We start from the raw sequence: 14,779 nt of genomic DNA, 5'->3' as shown, positions 1-14,779 counted from the left end.
TCGGGTCATGAAGGCACTTCAGTACCGCACCATCGGCGCCGCCCCGGAGGTCGTGGTCGTCCCCGACCCCGAACCCGGCCCCGGACAGGTCCTGTTGAAAGTCACCGCGGCGGGCGCGTGCCACTCCGACATCGCCGTGATGAGCTGGCCCGCCGAGGGATTTCCGTACGAGCTGCCGCTCACCCTCGGCCACGAGGGCGTGGGCACGGTCGCCGCGCTCGGCGCGGGGGTCACCGGCGTCCGGGAGGGCGACGCGGTCGCCGTGTACGGCCCCTGGGGCTGCGGCACCTGCGCCAAGTGCGCGGAGGGCAAGGAGAACTACTGCCTGCGCGCCGACGAACTGGGCATCCGGCCGCCGGGACTCGGGGCGCCGGGCTCCATGGCGGAGTACCTGCTGGTGGACGACGCGCGGCATCTGGTGCCGTTGGACGGGCTCGACCCGGCCGCGGCGGTGGCGCTGACGGACGCGGGGCTGACGCCGTACCACGCGATCAAGCGCTCGCTGCCGAAGCTGGTGCCGGGGTCGACCGCCGTGGTCATCGGCACGGGCGGGCTCGGGCACGTCGCCATCCAGCTGCTGCGGGCCATGACCCCGGCCCGGGTGGTGGCCCTCGACGTGACCGAGGAGAAGCTGCGGCTGGCCCGGGAGGTCGGCGCCCACGAGACCGTGCTGTCCGACGCGCAGGCGGCTGCCGCGGTGCGTGAACTCACCGGCGGCGTCGGGGCGGAGGCGGTCTTCGACTTCGTCGGGGCTCAGCCCACCGTGACCACGGCGGGAGCCGCCGCGGCCGTCGAGGGCGACGTCACGATCGTCGGCATCGGCGGCGGGACCCTCCCCGTCGGCTTCGGGGAGCTGCCCTTCGAGGTGTCGGTCAGCGCCCCCTACTGGGGCAGCCGGAGCGAACTCGTCGAGGTCCTCGCACTGGCCAGGTCCGGCGCCGTGTCCGTGCACACGGAGACCTTCTCACTCGACGAGGCGCCGCTCGCGTACGAGCGCCTGCACGCGGGGACGATCAACGGGCGCGCGGTGATCCTCCCCCACGGGTGAGAGCCCCGCGGGCCGAAGACGTTCCGCGTTCCGCGGGCCGGAGATGATGTCCGTCACCCCTCCTGATGTCGGATGAAGCGTTTGAGAACACCGAGGCGGAACACTCGGTTCTCTGACGCATTCATGTCCTGACGCATTCTTTATACGACCAGGTAGGAGACACACATCATGGGCATCATCGCCTGGATACTCATCGGTCTGCTCGCGGGCCTCATCGCCAAGGCGATCATGCCCGGCAAGGACCCGGGCGGCATCATCATCACGATGCTCATCGGCGTCGCGGGCGGCCTCCTCGGCGGCTGGCTCGGCAAGGTCATCTTCGGTGTCGACTCCATCGACGGCTTCTTCGACATCTCCACCTGGATCGCCGCCATCGTCGGCTCGCTCATCCTCCTGGGCCTGTACCGGGTCGTCACCGGAAACCGCCGCCGCGCCTGATCGGCGCCTCCGTCACAGGCTCGGACTCAGGTCAGGTCCAGGTCCAGGTCCAGCAGCAGGTCCCGTACCACCTCGGGCCGGGACAGGAACGGGTGGTGGCCGGCGTCGACCTCGACGACGTCGCCGGCCCGGCGGGCGAACTCCCGCTGCGACCGCGGCGGGGTGCCCCGGTCCTGGGCGCAGACGACATACGTCGAGGGCACCTGCCGCCACGCGGCCGCCCCGACCGGCTGCCCGGTGACGTGCACGCTCTGCCGGGCCAGGTGGTCCGCCGCCTGCGCCCGGACCTCGGAGTCGCAGTCCTGCAGGAACGTGTCCACCAGCAGCTCGGGGCGGACCCCGAACGTGCCCGCCTCCGGGTCGACGTCCAGGAACGGGGCGGGGCCGCCGTCCCCGAACTCCGACAGGCTCTGCCCGACCTCGGGCAGATAGCTGGAGACCAGCACCAGGTGGCGCACCGACCCGATTCCGGCGGCGGCCTCCGCGGTGACGATGCCGCCGTAGCTGTGGGCGACCACGACGGTCGGCTCGTCACCGGTCCGCAGCACCCGCCGCACCGCGGCGACGTCCTCGGGCAGCCCCGGCCCCGCGACACCGCCGGGCGGGCCCGCCTCACCGCAGCTCGGCAGCGCGGGAGCCACGCTCGACACGCCTCGCGCCGCCAGCAGCCCGGCGGTGCGGTGCCACCACCACGACCCGTCCCGCACACAGGCCCCGTGCACGAACACCACTCTCATAGCCACCCCGCCACTTCGTCCGCCCGGCCAGCCCGGTCAGCCCGGTCCAAACTGTAGACGTAGTGGTTGTTACGTGAAAAAGTGCGGCCGTGGGCAGACGACCGCAACCGCACATCAAGGAGAGGCTGCTCGACGCCTGCGCCGATCACGCCCTCGCGCACGGCCTCCCCGACCGGCTCGAACCGCTGGCCTCCGCCACCGGCACCTCGGCCCGCATGCTGATCTACCACTTCGGCACCCGCGACGCCCTGCTCCGGGCCGTCCTCGGGCGGGCGCGGCAACGCCAGCTCGACACGTTCGGCGACCTTCTGCGGGTACGCCCCGACGAGCCGTACACGGCCACCCTGAGCCGTGCCTGGACCTCCATCACGGGCCCTGACGGGCAGCCGTACCTGAGGATGTTCGGCCGGCTGCGCGAGAGCGCGGAGCAACAGCTGTGGCCCGACTTCCGGCGCACCGCGACGACCGACTGGCTCGGTCCCCTGGAGGACGGCCTGCACGGCATCGGCCGCCCGGAACTCGCGACGCTCGTCCTCGCGGTGATCCGCGGCCTCCTCATGGACCTGGACGCGACCGGCGACCTCACTCGCACGACCCGGGCCTTCGAGGACTTCCTCAACGCGGTCGAACACCTGCCGGGGGAACGGAAAAGCCCCCGGTGACCGACGGACCTGGTGGTCCGCACCGGCCCCGGAGGCCTTGTCTCGCCGCTCTCGCCGCTCTCGCTGCTCTCTCTGTCTCCCGCCTCTCTCGTGGACCTCACTGCCGGACGCGGCTTGCGGCGCCGGTGAGGCGGCGGCCTTCGAGAAGGGTCGCGACGGCGTAGGCGCCGCCGCCGGCGAGGGTGAGGACCCAGTAGAGGCCGGTGCTGCCGGCGAGGAGCGCGGCGGTGGACGTGAGGGCGAGCCAGGTGCCGAGGCCGTAGTGCAGGAGGTTGCGGCGCTGGGCGCCCTCGGCGATGTAGAGGAGGCCGACGATGAGGCCGGATCCGGTCGGCCACAGCACGGTCTGCAGGTCGGGGTTGTCGAGGGTGGACGTCAGCCCGGTGATGGCGAGGAACAGGGCGGCGAAGGCGGTGACCCAGGCGGCGCCGAGGAGCTTGCCGGAGAGGACGTCGTCGGGGTGGGTGGCGGCGCGCTGGGCCCGCAGCGCGGCGACGGTGGCCTGCACGGTGCCGACGGCGAGCCCGGCCCCGAGAAGAGCCATGGGCAGCCAGCCGGGCAGATCGAGCACGGGTGCGTCGCCCTTGGAGACGGCCGCGGCACCGTGACCGAGCAGGTAGGCGAGCCCGAAGCTCAGGTAGGTCGCACGGTTGTCGACCTCGCCGGGGGCGTGGGCCTGCGTGACGGTGCTGGTGGCGGCGAGGGGGGCGGCGACGGACATGACGGGAACCTCCGGGGTGGCGGGCTGCTTCAACCTTACGTCCGTAACCTTAGCACTCTTACCTTACGACTGTAACTATAAATCGCCGAAGAATCCGACCGGGAGCGGATCGGCAGGTCGTCGACACACAGGGGCGGACACGGCGAAGGCGGTCGGCGAGCGGGAGCCGCTCAACTCGTCCTGGGGAGGCGGCAATTCCCGCCCCGAACCGGGCCACGCTCAGGGCGAGGCCGGTCGACCCCGGCGCCCGCGCGGGCAACCGCCCCCGGACGACTCCACATCACCGGCCGGTAGACGGAACCCCACACCGGCAACGCGATGACCACGAAGGCCGGTCGAGAAGACCGGCCGCGAGCAGGCCGCCGATCTCAACTCCGGCACCCCTGCCAACCGTCACCGACCGCCCCACACCAACAGCCCGGCGGACGAACCCCACACCGGGATCCGCGGGCGAACCCAACACCGGCAACCCGGCCAACAGACCCCACGCCGCCGGTCCCGCCGACAGGCGAAACGTCGGGAGCCCGGCCGCGGGCGCCATATCGGCGACCCTGCGGCCGGGCTCGACACCGGCCGTCCAGCCGGCGGACGCCGCAACGGCGGCGGTTCCCGCGTCACACCCCGGGAACGATGACGACCTTGCCGGCGACGGTACGGGACTCGGCCAGCGTCAGCGCCGACGCGGCGTCCGCCAGTGGGATCCGGGCGGCGATCTGCGGGACGACGGTGCCGTCGGCCACCAGCCGCAGTACCTGGGTGAGGTCCTCGCTCATCCGGCGCTGCCAGGACGCGCGGCAGCGGCGCTTGCCGGCCCACAGGTTGTAGAAGTGCGCGCTCTTGCCGTTGGGCAGGTTGTTCCACGCCGCGAGCTGCCCGAACAGCTTCAGCACCGGCAGCTGCGAGTTGCCCTCGTCACCCTTCGACGCCGCGGAGCCGTAGGAGACCAGCGTGCCGCCCTTGCGCAGCAGCCGCCACGACTCCTCCACCCCGGCCCCGCCGACGTGGTCGAAGACCGCGTCCACACCGTCGGGCGCGAGCTCCCGGATACGGGCGTACATGTCCGGGTCGCGGTAGTCGACCGGCGTCGCGCCCAGCTCACGTACCGCCGCGTGGTGGCGCTCCGAGGCCGTACCGATCACCGTCAGGCCGGCGTGCCGGGCCAGCTGCACGAGCGTGGAGCCGACACCGCCGTTCGCGCCCAGCACCACGATCGTCCCGCCGGCCCGGACCTTGGCCGTCCGGTGCAGCATCTGCCAGGCGGTGACTCCGTTGACGACCACGGTCTCCGCGTCCGCCGCGTCCACGCCGTCGGGCACCGGCATCAGGTCCACGGCGTCGATCAGCAGATGGCTGGCCCACGCGCCGACCTTGGTGACCGCAGCGAACCGGCGGCCGACCAACTCGGCGTCCACGCCGGGTCCGACCTCGGTGACCGTGCCGACCAGGTCGTAGCCGGGCACGAAGGGGAACGGCGGCTGGTCGAAGTACGTACCCAGGCGCATCTGCTGCTCGGCGAACGAGACCCCCGTCGCGTCCATCCGCAGGACGACCTGCCCCTTCGCCGGCTCAGCCAGCTCACGGGTCCGGGTCTCCAGGCCCTCCGGCTCGACCTTTCCGGGCAGCACGATCTCGGTGGCGGTGACGGCGACGTTGGCGGTGCTGTTCATGGCGTTCCCCTTGAGGTGAGGTCTCGTTCGTTTGCTTACGGTCGTAAGACTACATACGTAAGCTCAGCTCGGCAAGAGATCTCCGCCAATAACCTTCACCGCGTAAGTTGACAGCCTGGAACACACCGGAACGGCGGTGATTCGTCGGACCAGGACCAGGACCAGGACTCGGACTCGGACTCGGGCCAAGACAAGGACAAGGACCCACGACCAACCGCCGAGAACTCGCGGCGCCCCCACCGTGGTTGTGGCGTGTCGGCCAGGGCGAGCAGCTCGTTACGATCACGGCCTCGCTTCACCGACCAGGGGGCCTCGTGACGACGAAAGGCCCCACGCGGCATCATGGCTCACCCCTCCTCGTACGACCGTGTCCCGTCCCAGTTCGGCGGCGCGTCCTGCCCGGCCCCGGCGCCACCGGCGGCGCATACGAAGGTGCTGCGGGACGAACTCGTATCGGCGGCCGAGTGGGCCGCCCGGTACCTGAGTGAACTGCCCCGGGGCCCGGTGGGCCGCCCCCTGCCCCCACAGGTGCGATCCCTATTACGGGAGGGCCAACTCCCCGAACACGGTGGCGAGTTGGGCGAGGTGCTGGACTTCGTGCGCCACGCGATCGCGCCGTACCCGACCGGTAACGGACACCCCGCGTTCTTCGCCTGGGTCAACTCACCGCCCGCACCCGCCGGGATCATCGGTGAACTGCTCGCCTGCGCCGTCAACGCGACCTGCGGGATGGGCGAGCACGCCCTCATGGACCTCGAACGCGGCACCGTACGCATGCTCGCCGGCCTCGCGGGCCTGCCCGACAGCGCCGGCGGGGTGCTGACCAGCGGTGGCTCCATGGCCAACCTGCTCGCCCTGGCCACGGCCCGCACCTGGTTCCTGACCCGGCGCGGCTCCGGCGACGGCCCCGCCTTCGACCGCGACCACGCCCGGCTCACCCTCTACTACAGCGCCCAGGCACATATGTCCGTCGTCAGGGCGGCCGCCTGCGTCGGCCTGCCCGCCCACCGGCTGCGTCCCGTCGCCACCGACGCGCACGACCGGCTTGACCCCGCCGCGCTGCGCGCCGCGGTCACCGCCGACCTGGACGCGGGCCTGCTGCCCTTCTGCACCGTCACCACCGTGGGCACCACCGCCACGGGCGCCGTCGATCCGCTCGAACCGGTCACGGACCTGTGCCGGAGCGTGGGGATGTGGCACCACGCGGACGGGGCCTGGGGCGGACTCGGCGCCGCCGTACCGGCCCTGGCACCCCGTTACGCGGGCATCGGCGGCGTCGACTCACTGACGGTGGACCCGCACAAGACCCTCAGCGTGCCGGTGGGCTGCGGGGCGTTGCTCGTCCCGGACCCGGAACACCTGCACACGGCCTTCGCCCACCAGGCCTCCTACCTCACCGCCGGCGAACCGGACGCCCTGCCGTGGCTGTCCCACGCCACGATCGAGCTGACCCGTCCGGGTACCCGGGCCCTCGGCCTGTGGGCCACCCTGCACCACCTGGGCCGCGACGGCGTCACCGCCCTGATCGAGCACTACCTGGCCCTCGCCGGCCGGCTGCGCGAACAGATCACCGCGCACCCCCGGCTCCACCTGCTGGCAGGCGGTCCGTGGCCGGTCGCCTGCTTCCGGATCACCGACCCGGCCGGGGACGACCCGGATGCCCTGCACGCCCGTATCGCCCACCGGGTCCAGGCCGGCGGGCGCGCCTACCTCGCCACGGTCACCGTCCACGGCCGCACCGTCCTGCGCGCCGCGCTGTGCAACTACCGCACCACCACGGACGACCTGGACCTGCTGATCCAGGAAGTCCTCCACGCCGCGGACGCGGAGCACGGAACTCCCGCCGGCGCGTGAAGAAGACGGTGCCCGTCCCGCACCCGAGGTCGCCGACGCCGTACAACAGCAGTGAGCAGTCAGCGGACGTCACTCGCACCTGCTCGATGACGGGCCGAAGTGCCAACAGGCCGTCAGATCAGGTACGCCGCCGACGTACGCGACTGCTCCTGGTGCGCGACCGCTTCAGGCGGCGGTTTCCCCTCACCGCCCACCGCGCGGTCGCACGCGGAATCAGTTGTGGTTCTCGTCGATGGTGACGGCGACACCGTCCTTGATGTCGACGACGACGATGAGGTCGCCCTTCTTGGCGGCCGCCTCGAGCTCGTCCTCGCTGCAGGGCTTCGTGGCCTGGCCCTCTTCACCGCAGATGATTCCGGCGCCGTTGATGGTGGTGTCGTCGGCGGTGAAGAACGAACGGTCGGGGCCCTCGAACGTGTTCGTCAGCAGGTACTTGCCCGGCGCCATGAACCCGAGCGTCCCGGTGACGAGCCCGGCCGTCTCGCCGCTGTCCGAGTCGTCATCGGTCCCGCCGCCGCTGTCGGTGTGGTCCTCGACGATGCTCACCGCCACACCGTCTTCGAGCTTGACCGTCGCCCCGAAGCCCTTCTTGGACGCGGTCTCGAGCTCGTCCTCGCTGCAAGGCGTCGCCGCCTGGCCCTCCGCGTCACCGCAGATCGTGCCCGCGCCCTGGATGTCGGTGTCGTCCGAGGTGAAGAACGCCTGCCCGGCCTCCCCCTTGCGGGTCACCATGTACTTGCCCGGCGCCAGGTAGGAGACCGCACCGGCCCAGCTTCCCGTCGCCTTGCCGCCCGAGGCCTTGCCCGAGTCCGCCCCGGCGCTGTCAGCGCCGTCCTTGCCGCCGGACCCGCCCTTGGCAGCCGACTCCGACGCCGCGGAACCGTTCGACGTACCGGAGTTTGCCGAGTCCTCGCCCTCACAAGCCGTGAGAAGCAGCGCCGTGGCCATCAGGGCAGTGGCGGTGAGCGCGGTCCTGCGGCGGTGGCTGCGAAGCATGATGAGGTTCCCTCAGCTGGTAGCGACGATGCAGGCGCCCGATCGTCACGGCCCGCCTGTCGAACTGACCACCACCTTGCCCGACGCCCCGACCAGGGGAGAAGCGCAGTTACGAGGCCATGACAACACCGCTACGATCATGACGCCCCCGGTTCCGCCCCGGGAAAAACCAGGGGCCCGACTCGAAAGAGTCGGACCCCTGCGGACTTGCACGCCTGCCGGATCGGGTCCAGGGCCTCGCTGAGGCGCCGGCCGGTACCCACCTGAAGGTAGACCGCGAGCCGATACTGCGGGGCGATGCGTTCCGCGATCAGCTCGACCTCGCCACATGTGGACCCAGCCTCGTCGGCACGTGATCCGCACATCCACACCGAAGGCCATACCGCGCTATGGTTGATGTATGGCTACCAAGAAGGTGACTATCACTCTCGACGAAGCCCTGGTCGAAGCCCTGGCCGGAGCCGCCGAGGAAGAAGGCATCCCGCTCTCCCGCCTCGTCGCCGGAGCAGCCGAACGGGAGCTGCGCCTGCGCGCCGGCCGAGCCGTCATCCAGGAGTGGCAGGCCGAACACGGCGCCTTCACCCCGGAAGAGGTCGCCGCCGCCCGCGCGGACCTGGCCGCCGCCGACGCCGAGTACCTCAGCAGCTCGGGAGCCTCGGCCGCGTGAACATCCCCTACCTGTACGACGCCGGGGTACTCATCGCCATCGACAACGACGACCGACGCATGTGGGCCCGCCACAGTTTGGCCCTCGAAGACGGCCGCGACATCCACGTCCCGTCCGTCGTCGTCAGCCAGGCATGGCGGGACTCCCGCCGCCAGGTCCGACTCGGCAAGTTCCTCGCCGGGTGCCACGTCGTACCAGTCGGCCTCGAAACCGCCAAAACCGCAGGCATCCTCTGCGGCAAGGCCGGAACCTCCGACATCGTCGACGCCACCGTCGTGACCATGGCAGCCGGCCTCGGCGCCATCATCTGGACCTCGGACCCGGGGGACATCCGCTCCCTCATCGACGCCCAGGACATCAAACCCGCCCCTGTCGTCCGCACGATCTGACCACCGTCGATCTCCGACGCCCAGCCTGTGCAGGCCCAGATACCGCAGGGATAGAGGGGCAGCGTCAGGATTTGACGGAGTGGTGGCCCAGCCAGCGCGGAGCCTCCTAAGCAGAACTGACCTCGCTCAGGTAGGTGAACTCGTCCGGCGATGCCGTTCGGAGCTGACCGTAATGACGCATGGAAAGAAGGGCCATCAACTGTTCGTGGTTGGTGTCATAACACGAAGCTGCGAGGTCAGTTTCCACCGACGTGAGCCGCCCCATTTTCCACGTCATCAAGATGAACGATGACGTCCGCAATGGACAGTGAGTGCATCAAGGCCTGCGTAGGCACCTGGATACTACTCCCCATACGCGTGGTCAGGTCAGAAGGGGCCCCTCAAAGGCAGGCCCCTTCTGACCTGTACTTTCCGATACCCGAGAAAGTGATTTGAATTTTAATTAAACGTTGAAGCGGAACTCCACCACGTCCCCGTCCTGCATCACATAGTCCTTGCCCTCCATGCGGGCCTTGCCCTTGGCTCGGGATTCGGCCACCGAGCCCATTTCGACGAGGTCCTCGAAGGAGATGACCTCCGCCTTGATGAAGCCCTTCTGGAAGTCGGTGTGGATGACTCCGGCGGCCTCGGGGGCGGTGGCGCCCTTCTTGATGGTCCAGGCGCGGGATTCCTTCGGGCCTGCCGTGAGGTACGTCTGCAGGCCGAGGGTGGTGAAGCCGACGTGGGCGAGCGTGGCCAGGCCGGGCTCCTCGACTCCTACCGACTGGAGGAGTTCCAGGGCCTCCTCGTCGTCCAGCTCCGCGAGGTCCGACTCCAGCTTGGCGTTGAGGAAGATCGCCTCGGCGGGGGCGACCAGGGCGCTCTGCTCGGCCTTGAACGTCTCGTCGACCAGTTCGTCCTCGTCGACGTTGAAGACGTACAGGAACGGCTTGACCGTGAGCAGGTGCAGGTCGTGGAGGAGGGCCTCCTGGTCCGAGTTCTGCCGGATGCCCGCGGCGAACAGCGTCTGCCCCGCGTCCAGGATCTCCTTCGCCGCCTCGATCGCCGCCACCTTCGCCACGACGTCCTTCTTGATCCGCGACTCCCTCTGGAGGCGCGGCAGGACCTTCTCGATGGTCTGCAGGTCCGCGAGGATCAGCTCGGTGTTGATCGTCTCGATGTCGTCCTTGGGCGAGACCTTGCCGTCCACGTGTACGACGTTCTCGTCCTTGAAGGCACGGATGACCTGGCAGATCGCGTCCGACTCACGGATGTTCGCGAGGAACTTGTTGCCGAGGCCCTCGCCCTCGCTCGCGCCGCGCACGATGCCCGCGATGTCGACGAAGTCCACGGTGGCGGGCAGGATCTTCTGCGAGCCGAAGATCTCCGCGAGCTTGGTCAGCCGGGGGTCGGGGACACCGACCACGCCCACGTTCGGCTCGATCGTGGCGAACGGGTAGTTGGCCGCCAGCACGTCGTTCTTGGTCAGGGCGTTGAAAAGGGTCGACTTGCCGACATTCGGCAGACCGACGATTCCGATCGTGAGCGACACGTTGCGACTTCCCGTACGTGAGGTGGTGGGGCGGGGCGATCCACCAGTCTACGGCGTGCCACACCTCGCACCGGCGACGTATCGAACGCTTGGCCAAGGTCGGCCAAAGCGCGTGTTAGGGACCCATTCCGCACATAAACCGACCTAAGTTGAACCAGTGGAGCAACACAGGACGCGTCCTCCCCAGTCACAGCCGTCGCAATCGTCTCAGCCATCGCAGCCGTCGCGGTCGCCACGAGGCGGCCCGCCCCTTCCCCCGCAGGCCGGACGCGGCGGTGCCCGGACGAACCGGCAGGCCGGAGCCGGTGTCCCGCGGACCTCGGCACCCGTCTCGCCCCTCGTGCGGGCGGTACGCCGGTTCCCCAACCCCCGGCTCACCGGTCTGGGCAGCGGTCTGTTCTGCACCGCGTCCATGGTCGCGGTGGCCTGTCTGGACCAGCTGCTGTTCGGGGCGTCCCTCGTCGTCTACGGGGTGCTGTTCCTGCCGGTCTGCGTGCTGACCGCGGTGTGGGTGCGGCGGGCCGACCTCGTCACCGCGGTCGTCGCCGTGCCGATCTCCTTCGCCGTCGGCCTGCTCCCGATCGCCGACAGCACCGGAGGCATCGGCGGCCGGCTGATGGGGCTCGTCACCGCGCTCGCGATGCACGCGGGCTGGCTGTACGGGGGGACGCTGCTGGCCGGGGCCATCGTGACCGTACGCAAGGCGCGGATGATGAGCCGCAAGGCCGCACAGCGGCGTCGTACCGCCTGAGGCCGTACGACGTCGGCGGCCGACTGCCGACCGCGGACCCTGCCCGCCGGCCCGGTATGGGCCTAGTCCTTCTGCGCCGCCCGCATCGCCGCGCCCACGATGCCCGCGTTGTTCTGCAGCTGGGCCGGCACGATCTCCGCCTTGATGCCCTTGATCAGCGGCAGGAACTTCTGCGACTTGCGGCTGACGCCGCCTCCGATGATGAAGAGCTCGGGCGAGAAGAGCATCTCCACGTGGGCGAGGTACTTCTGGACGCGGTGGGCCCAGTGCTCCCAGGAGAGGTCGTGGTCCTCCTTGGCCTTCGTGGAGGCGTGCTTCTCCGCGTCGTGGCCGTTCAGCTCCAGGTGGCCCAGCTCCGTGTTCGGAACGAGGACGCCGTCCACGAAGAGGGCGCTGCCGATCCCCGTACCGAACGTGAGCAGGAAGACCGTGCCCCGGCGGTCCTTGCCCGCGCCGAACTGCATCTCGGCGACGCCCGCCGCGTCCGCGTCGTTCAGCACGGTCACCGGCAGGCCGCCGAGACGGCCGCTGAGCAGGGCGCGGGCGTCCGTGTCGACCCAGTCCTTGTCCACGTTGGCCGCCGTGCGGATCGTGGAGCCGCCGGTGACCACGCCCGGGAAGGTGATCCCGACGGGACCCGTCCAGCCGAAGTGGTCGACGACCTCCTTCACACCGTCCGCCACCGCGTCGGGTGTCGCCGGGTGCGGCGTGAGCACCTTGTAGCGCTCCTCCGCCAGGTCGCCCCGGTCCAGGTCCACGGGAGCGCCCTTGATCCCTGATCCGCCGATGTCCACGCCGAAGATCTGCATGGCTCTACGTTACGTCGTACGACGGACAGTCACTCGCCCGAGGGGGTCGTTCCGGTGCGGTCCGCGACCAGGGCCGCCGCCTCCGCGCGCAGGTCACGGCGGAGTTCCTTCGGCAGCGAGAAGGTGATCGACTCCTCGGCCGTCTTCACCGTCTCCACGTCCCCGTAGCCACGCGCGGCCAGCCACTCCAGCACGCCGTCCACCAGCACGTCCGGGACCGAGGCGCCGGAGGTCAGGCCGACCGTGGTGACGCCCTCCAGCCAGGCCTCGTCGATCTCGGAGGCGAAGTCCACCAGGTGCGCGGCGGAGGCGCCCGCGTCCAGGGCGACCTCGACCATCCTGATCGAGTTCGAGGAGTTCTTCGAACCCACCACGATCACCAGCTCAGCGTCCTCGGCAAGCTTCTTCACCGCGATCTGACGGTTCTGCGTGGCGTAGCAGATGTCGTCGCTCGGCGGGGAGATGAGCTGCGGGAACTTCTCCTTGAGCGCGTCCACAGTCTCCATGGTCTCGTCGACCGACAGGGTGGTCTGGGAGAGCCAGACGACCTTGGACGGGTCGCGGACCTCGACCTTGGCCACGTCGTCGGGGCCGTCGACCAGCGTGATGTGCTCGGGCGCCTCGCCGGACGTGCCGATGACCTCCTCGTGGCCCTCGTGGCCGATGAGGAGGATGTCGAAGTCGTCGTTCGCGAACCGGACGGCTTCCTTGTGGACCTTCGTGACCAGCGGGCAGGTCGCGTCGATGGTGGCGAGCTTGCCGGCCGCGGCCTCGTCGTGGACGACCGGGGCGACGCCGTGCGCCGAGAACATGACGATGGACCCCTCGGGGACCTCCGCGGTCCGCTCGACGAAGATCGCGCCCTTCTTCTCCAGGGTGCGCACGACGTACTTGTTGTGGACGATCTCGTGGCGGACATAGATCGGGGCCCCGTACTGCTCAAGGGCTTTCTCGACGGCGATCACGGCACGGTCGACACCCGCGCAGTAGCCACGGGGGGCGGCGAGCAGGACACGGCGGCCAGTCGAAGCAGTCATGCACCCCATCGTAAGGCCGCGCCCGACAGGTCAAAGATCACCTCTTTGGAGAGACTGTTCAGAAGCTGGGGAGGGCGAAGCACCGGAGACCACGGGAGCGCCGGAGAGGGCTGGGAGGGGCCGGCACGGCACGATCTCGGGAGGCATGGATGTCCCACACGGAAACACCGGGCCGTACGGCCGACGACGGGCAGGGCGGCGCCGGGCCGGGGCTGCGGCGCAGTCTCGGCTTCCGTGACCTGGTGGTCTACGGGCTGCTGTTCATCGCGCCCATGGCGCCGGTCGGTGTCTACGGGACCCTCGACGCCAAGTCGCACGGGGCGGTCGCGCTGGTCTACGTCGTCGCCACGGTGGCGATGGCGTTCACCGCGTTCAGTTACGCGCAGATGGTGCGGGTGGCGCCGCGGGCCGGGTCGGTGTTCGCCTACGCGCGCGTGGGGCTCGGCAAGGAGGCGGGGTTCATCGCCGGGTGGATGGCGATGCTGGACTACCTCCTCATCCCGGCGGTGGCGTACCTGTTCTCCGGGATCGCGATGAACTCCCTGGTCCCCGACGTCTCGCGGTGGGTGTGGACGGCGCTCGCGGTCGTCGTCACGACGCTGCTGAACCTGTGGGGCGTACGGGCCGCCGCCCGCGTCGGTTTCCTGGTGCTCGCGATGGAGATCGTGGTCCTTCTTGTCTTCGTCGTCTCGGCGATCGTGGTCCTCGCGCGCGACGGGGCGCAGCGGGACTGGCTGTCGCCGCTGTCCGGTGACGGTTCCCAGGGGGCGTTCGCGCTGTCCGCGGTCCTGGGCGCGGTGTCGGTCGCGGTGCTGTCGTACCTCGGCTTCGACGCGATCGCCTCCTTCGCGGAGGAGGTCACCGGCGGTTCGGGGAAGGTCGCCAGGGCGGTGCTGTTCTGTCTCGCCCTCGCCGGTGTGCTGTTCGTCGCGCAGTCGTACCTCGTCGCCCTGCTGGAACCGCTGTCGTCGGCGCAGCTCGCCGACGATCCGGTCAAGCAGGGATCGGCCTTCTACGACGCCGTGGACGCCTCGGTCGGGACGTGGCTGCACGATCTGGTGGCCGTGAGCAAGGCGATCGGGGCGGCGTTCGCGGCGCTGGCCGGGCAGGCGGCGGCGGGGCGGCTGCTGTTCGGGATGTCCCGGGAGCGGCGGCTGCCGCGGGTCCTGTCGAAGACGGACTCCGGGGTGCCGCGGGTCGCTCTGCTGTGCGCGGCCGTCATCACGCTGGTCGCCGCGGTGTGGGCCGCGCGGCGGGGCGACGGGATGGACCACCTGGTGTCGGTGGTCAACGTCGGGGCGTTGACCGCCTTCACGCTGCTGCACGCGAGCGTGGTCGGCTGGTTCGCCGTGCGGCGCGGGGGCGGGGCTGTCGTGTGGTGGCGGCATGTGCTGATTCCGGTCGTGGGGGCGGCGGTCACGATCCTGGTGATCTTCGAGGCGTCGGGGGCGGCGCAGGTGGTGGGGGCGGTG

At 70.3% G+C, this 14,779-nt stretch carries 15 protein-coding genes; 8 read left to right on the top strand and 7 right to left on the bottom strand.

Annotation, left to right across the window (positions count from 1 at the left end; all coding sequences use genetic code 11):
* Positions 1 to 7: 7 nt before the first annotated feature.
* Together ACLVWQ_RS07475 and ACLVWQ_RS07470 are read left to right on the top strand one after the other, a co-directional pair.
* Entirely contained in the window at positions 8 to 1,048 is a 1,041-nt protein-coding gene (locus ACLVWQ_RS07475) for an NAD(P)-dependent alcohol dehydrogenase (RefSeq protein ID WP_414107435.1), read from the top strand.
* Between the two features lie 168 nt (positions 1,049 to 1,216).
* The gene (locus ACLVWQ_RS07470) at positions 1,217 to 1,486 is read left to right on the top strand and encodes a GlsB/YeaQ/YmgE family stress response membrane protein (protein ID WP_414107434.1); all 270 of its coding nucleotides are present in this window, start codon (positions 1,217 to 1,219) and stop codon (positions 1,484 to 1,486) included.
* Between the two features lie 26 nt (positions 1,487 to 1,512).
* On the opposite strand, the gene ACLVWQ_RS07465 is transcribed toward ACLVWQ_RS07470, so the two are convergent.
* The gene (locus ACLVWQ_RS07465; RefSeq protein WP_414107806.1) at positions 1,513 to 2,223 is read right to left on the bottom strand and encodes an alpha/beta fold hydrolase; all 711 of its coding nucleotides are present in this window, start codon (positions 2,221 to 2,223) and stop codon (positions 1,513 to 1,515) included.
* A gap of 89 nt (positions 2,224 to 2,312) precedes the next feature.
* On the opposite strand from ACLVWQ_RS07465, the gene ACLVWQ_RS07460 reads away from it, so the two are divergent.
* Positions 2,313 to 2,885, top strand: coding sequence for a TetR/AcrR family transcriptional regulator (locus ACLVWQ_RS07460; protein ID WP_414107433.1), 573 nt, complete (start codon positions 2,313 to 2,315; stop codon positions 2,883 to 2,885).
* A gap of 97 nt (positions 2,886 to 2,982) precedes the next feature.
* On the opposite strand, the gene ACLVWQ_RS07455 is transcribed toward ACLVWQ_RS07460, so the two are convergent.
* Both ACLVWQ_RS07455 and ACLVWQ_RS07450 read right to left on the bottom strand, forming a co-directional pair.
* Positions 2,983 to 3,606, bottom strand: a complete 624-nt coding sequence (locus tag ACLVWQ_RS07455; RefSeq protein ID WP_414107432.1) for an ABC transporter permease — start codon at positions 3,604 to 3,606, stop codon at positions 2,983 to 2,985.
* 614 nt (positions 3,607 to 4,220) lie between these two features.
* Entirely contained in the window at positions 4,221 to 5,273 is a 1,053-nt protein-coding gene (locus ACLVWQ_RS07450; protein WP_414107431.1) for a medium chain dehydrogenase/reductase family protein, read from the bottom strand.
* A gap of 342 nt (positions 5,274 to 5,615) precedes the next feature.
* On the opposite strand from ACLVWQ_RS07450, the gene ACLVWQ_RS07445 reads away from it, so the two are divergent.
* Positions 5,616 to 7,127, top strand: coding sequence for a pyridoxal phosphate-dependent decarboxylase family protein (locus ACLVWQ_RS07445; RefSeq protein ID WP_414107430.1), 1,512 nt, complete (start codon positions 5,616 to 5,618; stop codon positions 7,125 to 7,127).
* Between the two features lie 213 nt (positions 7,128 to 7,340).
* On the opposite strand, the gene ACLVWQ_RS07440 is transcribed toward ACLVWQ_RS07445, so the two are convergent.
* Positions 7,341 to 8,123 (bottom strand): hypothetical protein, encoded by a 783-nt coding sequence (locus ACLVWQ_RS07440; RefSeq protein ID WP_414107429.1) that lies wholly within the window; start codon positions 8,121 to 8,123, stop codon positions 7,341 to 7,343.
* Positions 8,124 to 8,523: 400 nt separating this feature from the next.
* Here ACLVWQ_RS07440 and ACLVWQ_RS07435 point away from each other — a divergent pair, with 400 nt between their 5' ends.
* Together ACLVWQ_RS07435 and ACLVWQ_RS07430 are read left to right on the top strand one after the other, a co-directional pair.
* Positions 8,524 to 8,790 (top strand): hypothetical protein, encoded by a 267-nt coding sequence (locus ACLVWQ_RS07435; RefSeq protein WP_414107428.1) that lies wholly within the window; start codon positions 8,524 to 8,526, stop codon positions 8,788 to 8,790.
* A complete protein-coding gene (locus tag ACLVWQ_RS07430; RefSeq protein WP_414107427.1) occupies positions 8,787 to 9,179 on the top strand; it encodes a twitching motility protein PilT in 393 nt (130 codons plus the stop codon). The genes ACLVWQ_RS07435 and ACLVWQ_RS07430 overlap by 4 nt, the downstream gene beginning before the upstream one ends.
* 442 nt (positions 9,180 to 9,621) lie before the next feature.
* Here the strand turns inward: ACLVWQ_RS07430 and ychF are convergent, their stop codons facing one another.
* A complete protein-coding gene (gene ychF / locus ACLVWQ_RS07425) occupies positions 9,622 to 10,710 on the bottom strand; it encodes a redox-regulated ATPase YchF (protein WP_414107426.1) in 1,089 nt (362 codons plus the stop codon).
* 340 nt (positions 10,711 to 11,050) lie between these two features.
* On the opposite strand from ychF, the gene ACLVWQ_RS07420 reads away from it, so the two are divergent.
* Positions 11,051 to 11,461, top strand: coding sequence for a DUF6542 domain-containing protein (locus ACLVWQ_RS07420; protein WP_414107425.1), 411 nt, complete (start codon positions 11,051 to 11,053; stop codon positions 11,459 to 11,461).
* 62 nt (positions 11,462 to 11,523) lie between these two features.
* On the opposite strand, the gene ppgK is transcribed toward ACLVWQ_RS07420, so the two are convergent.
* On the bottom strand, positions 11,524 to 12,270 hold the full coding sequence (gene ppgK / locus ACLVWQ_RS07415; protein ID WP_414107424.1) for a polyphosphate--glucose phosphotransferase: 747 nt from the start codon (positions 12,268 to 12,270) through the stop codon (positions 11,524 to 11,526).
* A gap of 29 nt (positions 12,271 to 12,299) precedes the next feature.
* Positions 12,300 to 13,316, bottom strand: a complete 1,017-nt coding sequence (locus ACLVWQ_RS07410; protein WP_414107423.1) for a 4-hydroxy-3-methylbut-2-enyl diphosphate reductase — start codon at positions 13,314 to 13,316, stop codon at positions 12,300 to 12,302.
* Positions 13,317 to 13,456: 140 nt separating this feature from the next.
* Between ACLVWQ_RS07410 and ACLVWQ_RS07405 the strand changes: the two genes are divergently transcribed.
* Positions 13,457 to 14,779 (top strand): APC family permease (locus ACLVWQ_RS07405; RefSeq protein WP_414107422.1); only part of this gene is annotated, 1,323 nt, incomplete at its 3' end.

The sequence above is a fragment of the Streptomyces sp. CWNU-52B genome (assembly GCF_047444975.1).
GTDB lineage: Bacteria > Actinomycetota > Actinomycetes > Streptomycetales > Streptomycetaceae > Streptomyces.
This window is presented reverse-complemented; position numbering and strand designations above follow the sequence as displayed.

Bases quoted from the DNA above. Each gene is read 5' to 3' on its own strand.
- ACLVWQ_RS07475 (WP_414107435.1), top strand. From the start codon at position 8: ATGAAGGCACTTCAGTACCGCACCATCGGCGCCGCCCCGGAGGTCGTG.
- ACLVWQ_RS07470 (WP_414107434.1), top strand. From the start codon at position 1,217: ATGGGCATCATCGCCTGGATACTCATCGGTCTGCTCGCGGGCCTCATC.
- ACLVWQ_RS07465 (WP_414107806.1), bottom strand. From the start codon at position 2,223: ATGAGAGTGGTGTTCGTGCACGGGGCCTGTGTGCGGGACGGGTCGTGG.
- ACLVWQ_RS07455 (WP_414107432.1), bottom strand. From the start codon at position 3,606: ATGTCCGTCGCCGCCCCCCTCGCCGCCACCAGCACCGTCACGCAGGCC.
- ACLVWQ_RS07450 (WP_414107431.1), bottom strand. From the start codon at position 5,273: ATGAACAGCACCGCCAACGTCGCCGTCACCGCCACCGAGATCGTGCTG.
- ACLVWQ_RS07445 (WP_414107430.1), top strand. From the start codon at position 5,616: ATGGCTCACCCCTCCTCGTACGACCGTGTCCCGTCCCAGTTCGGCGGC.
- ACLVWQ_RS07440 (WP_414107429.1), bottom strand. From the start codon at position 8,123: ATGCTTCGCAGCCACCGCCGCAGGACCGCGCTCACCGCCACTGCCCTG.
- ACLVWQ_RS07435 (WP_414107428.1), top strand. From the start codon at position 8,524: ATGGCTACCAAGAAGGTGACTATCACTCTCGACGAAGCCCTGGTCGAA.
- ppgK (WP_414107424.1), bottom strand. From the start codon at position 12,270: ATGCAGATCTTCGGCGTGGACATCGGCGGATCAGGGATCAAGGGCGCT.
- ACLVWQ_RS07410 (WP_414107423.1), bottom strand. From the start codon at position 13,316: ATGGGGTGCATGACTGCTTCGACTGGCCGCCGTGTCCTGCTCGCCGCC.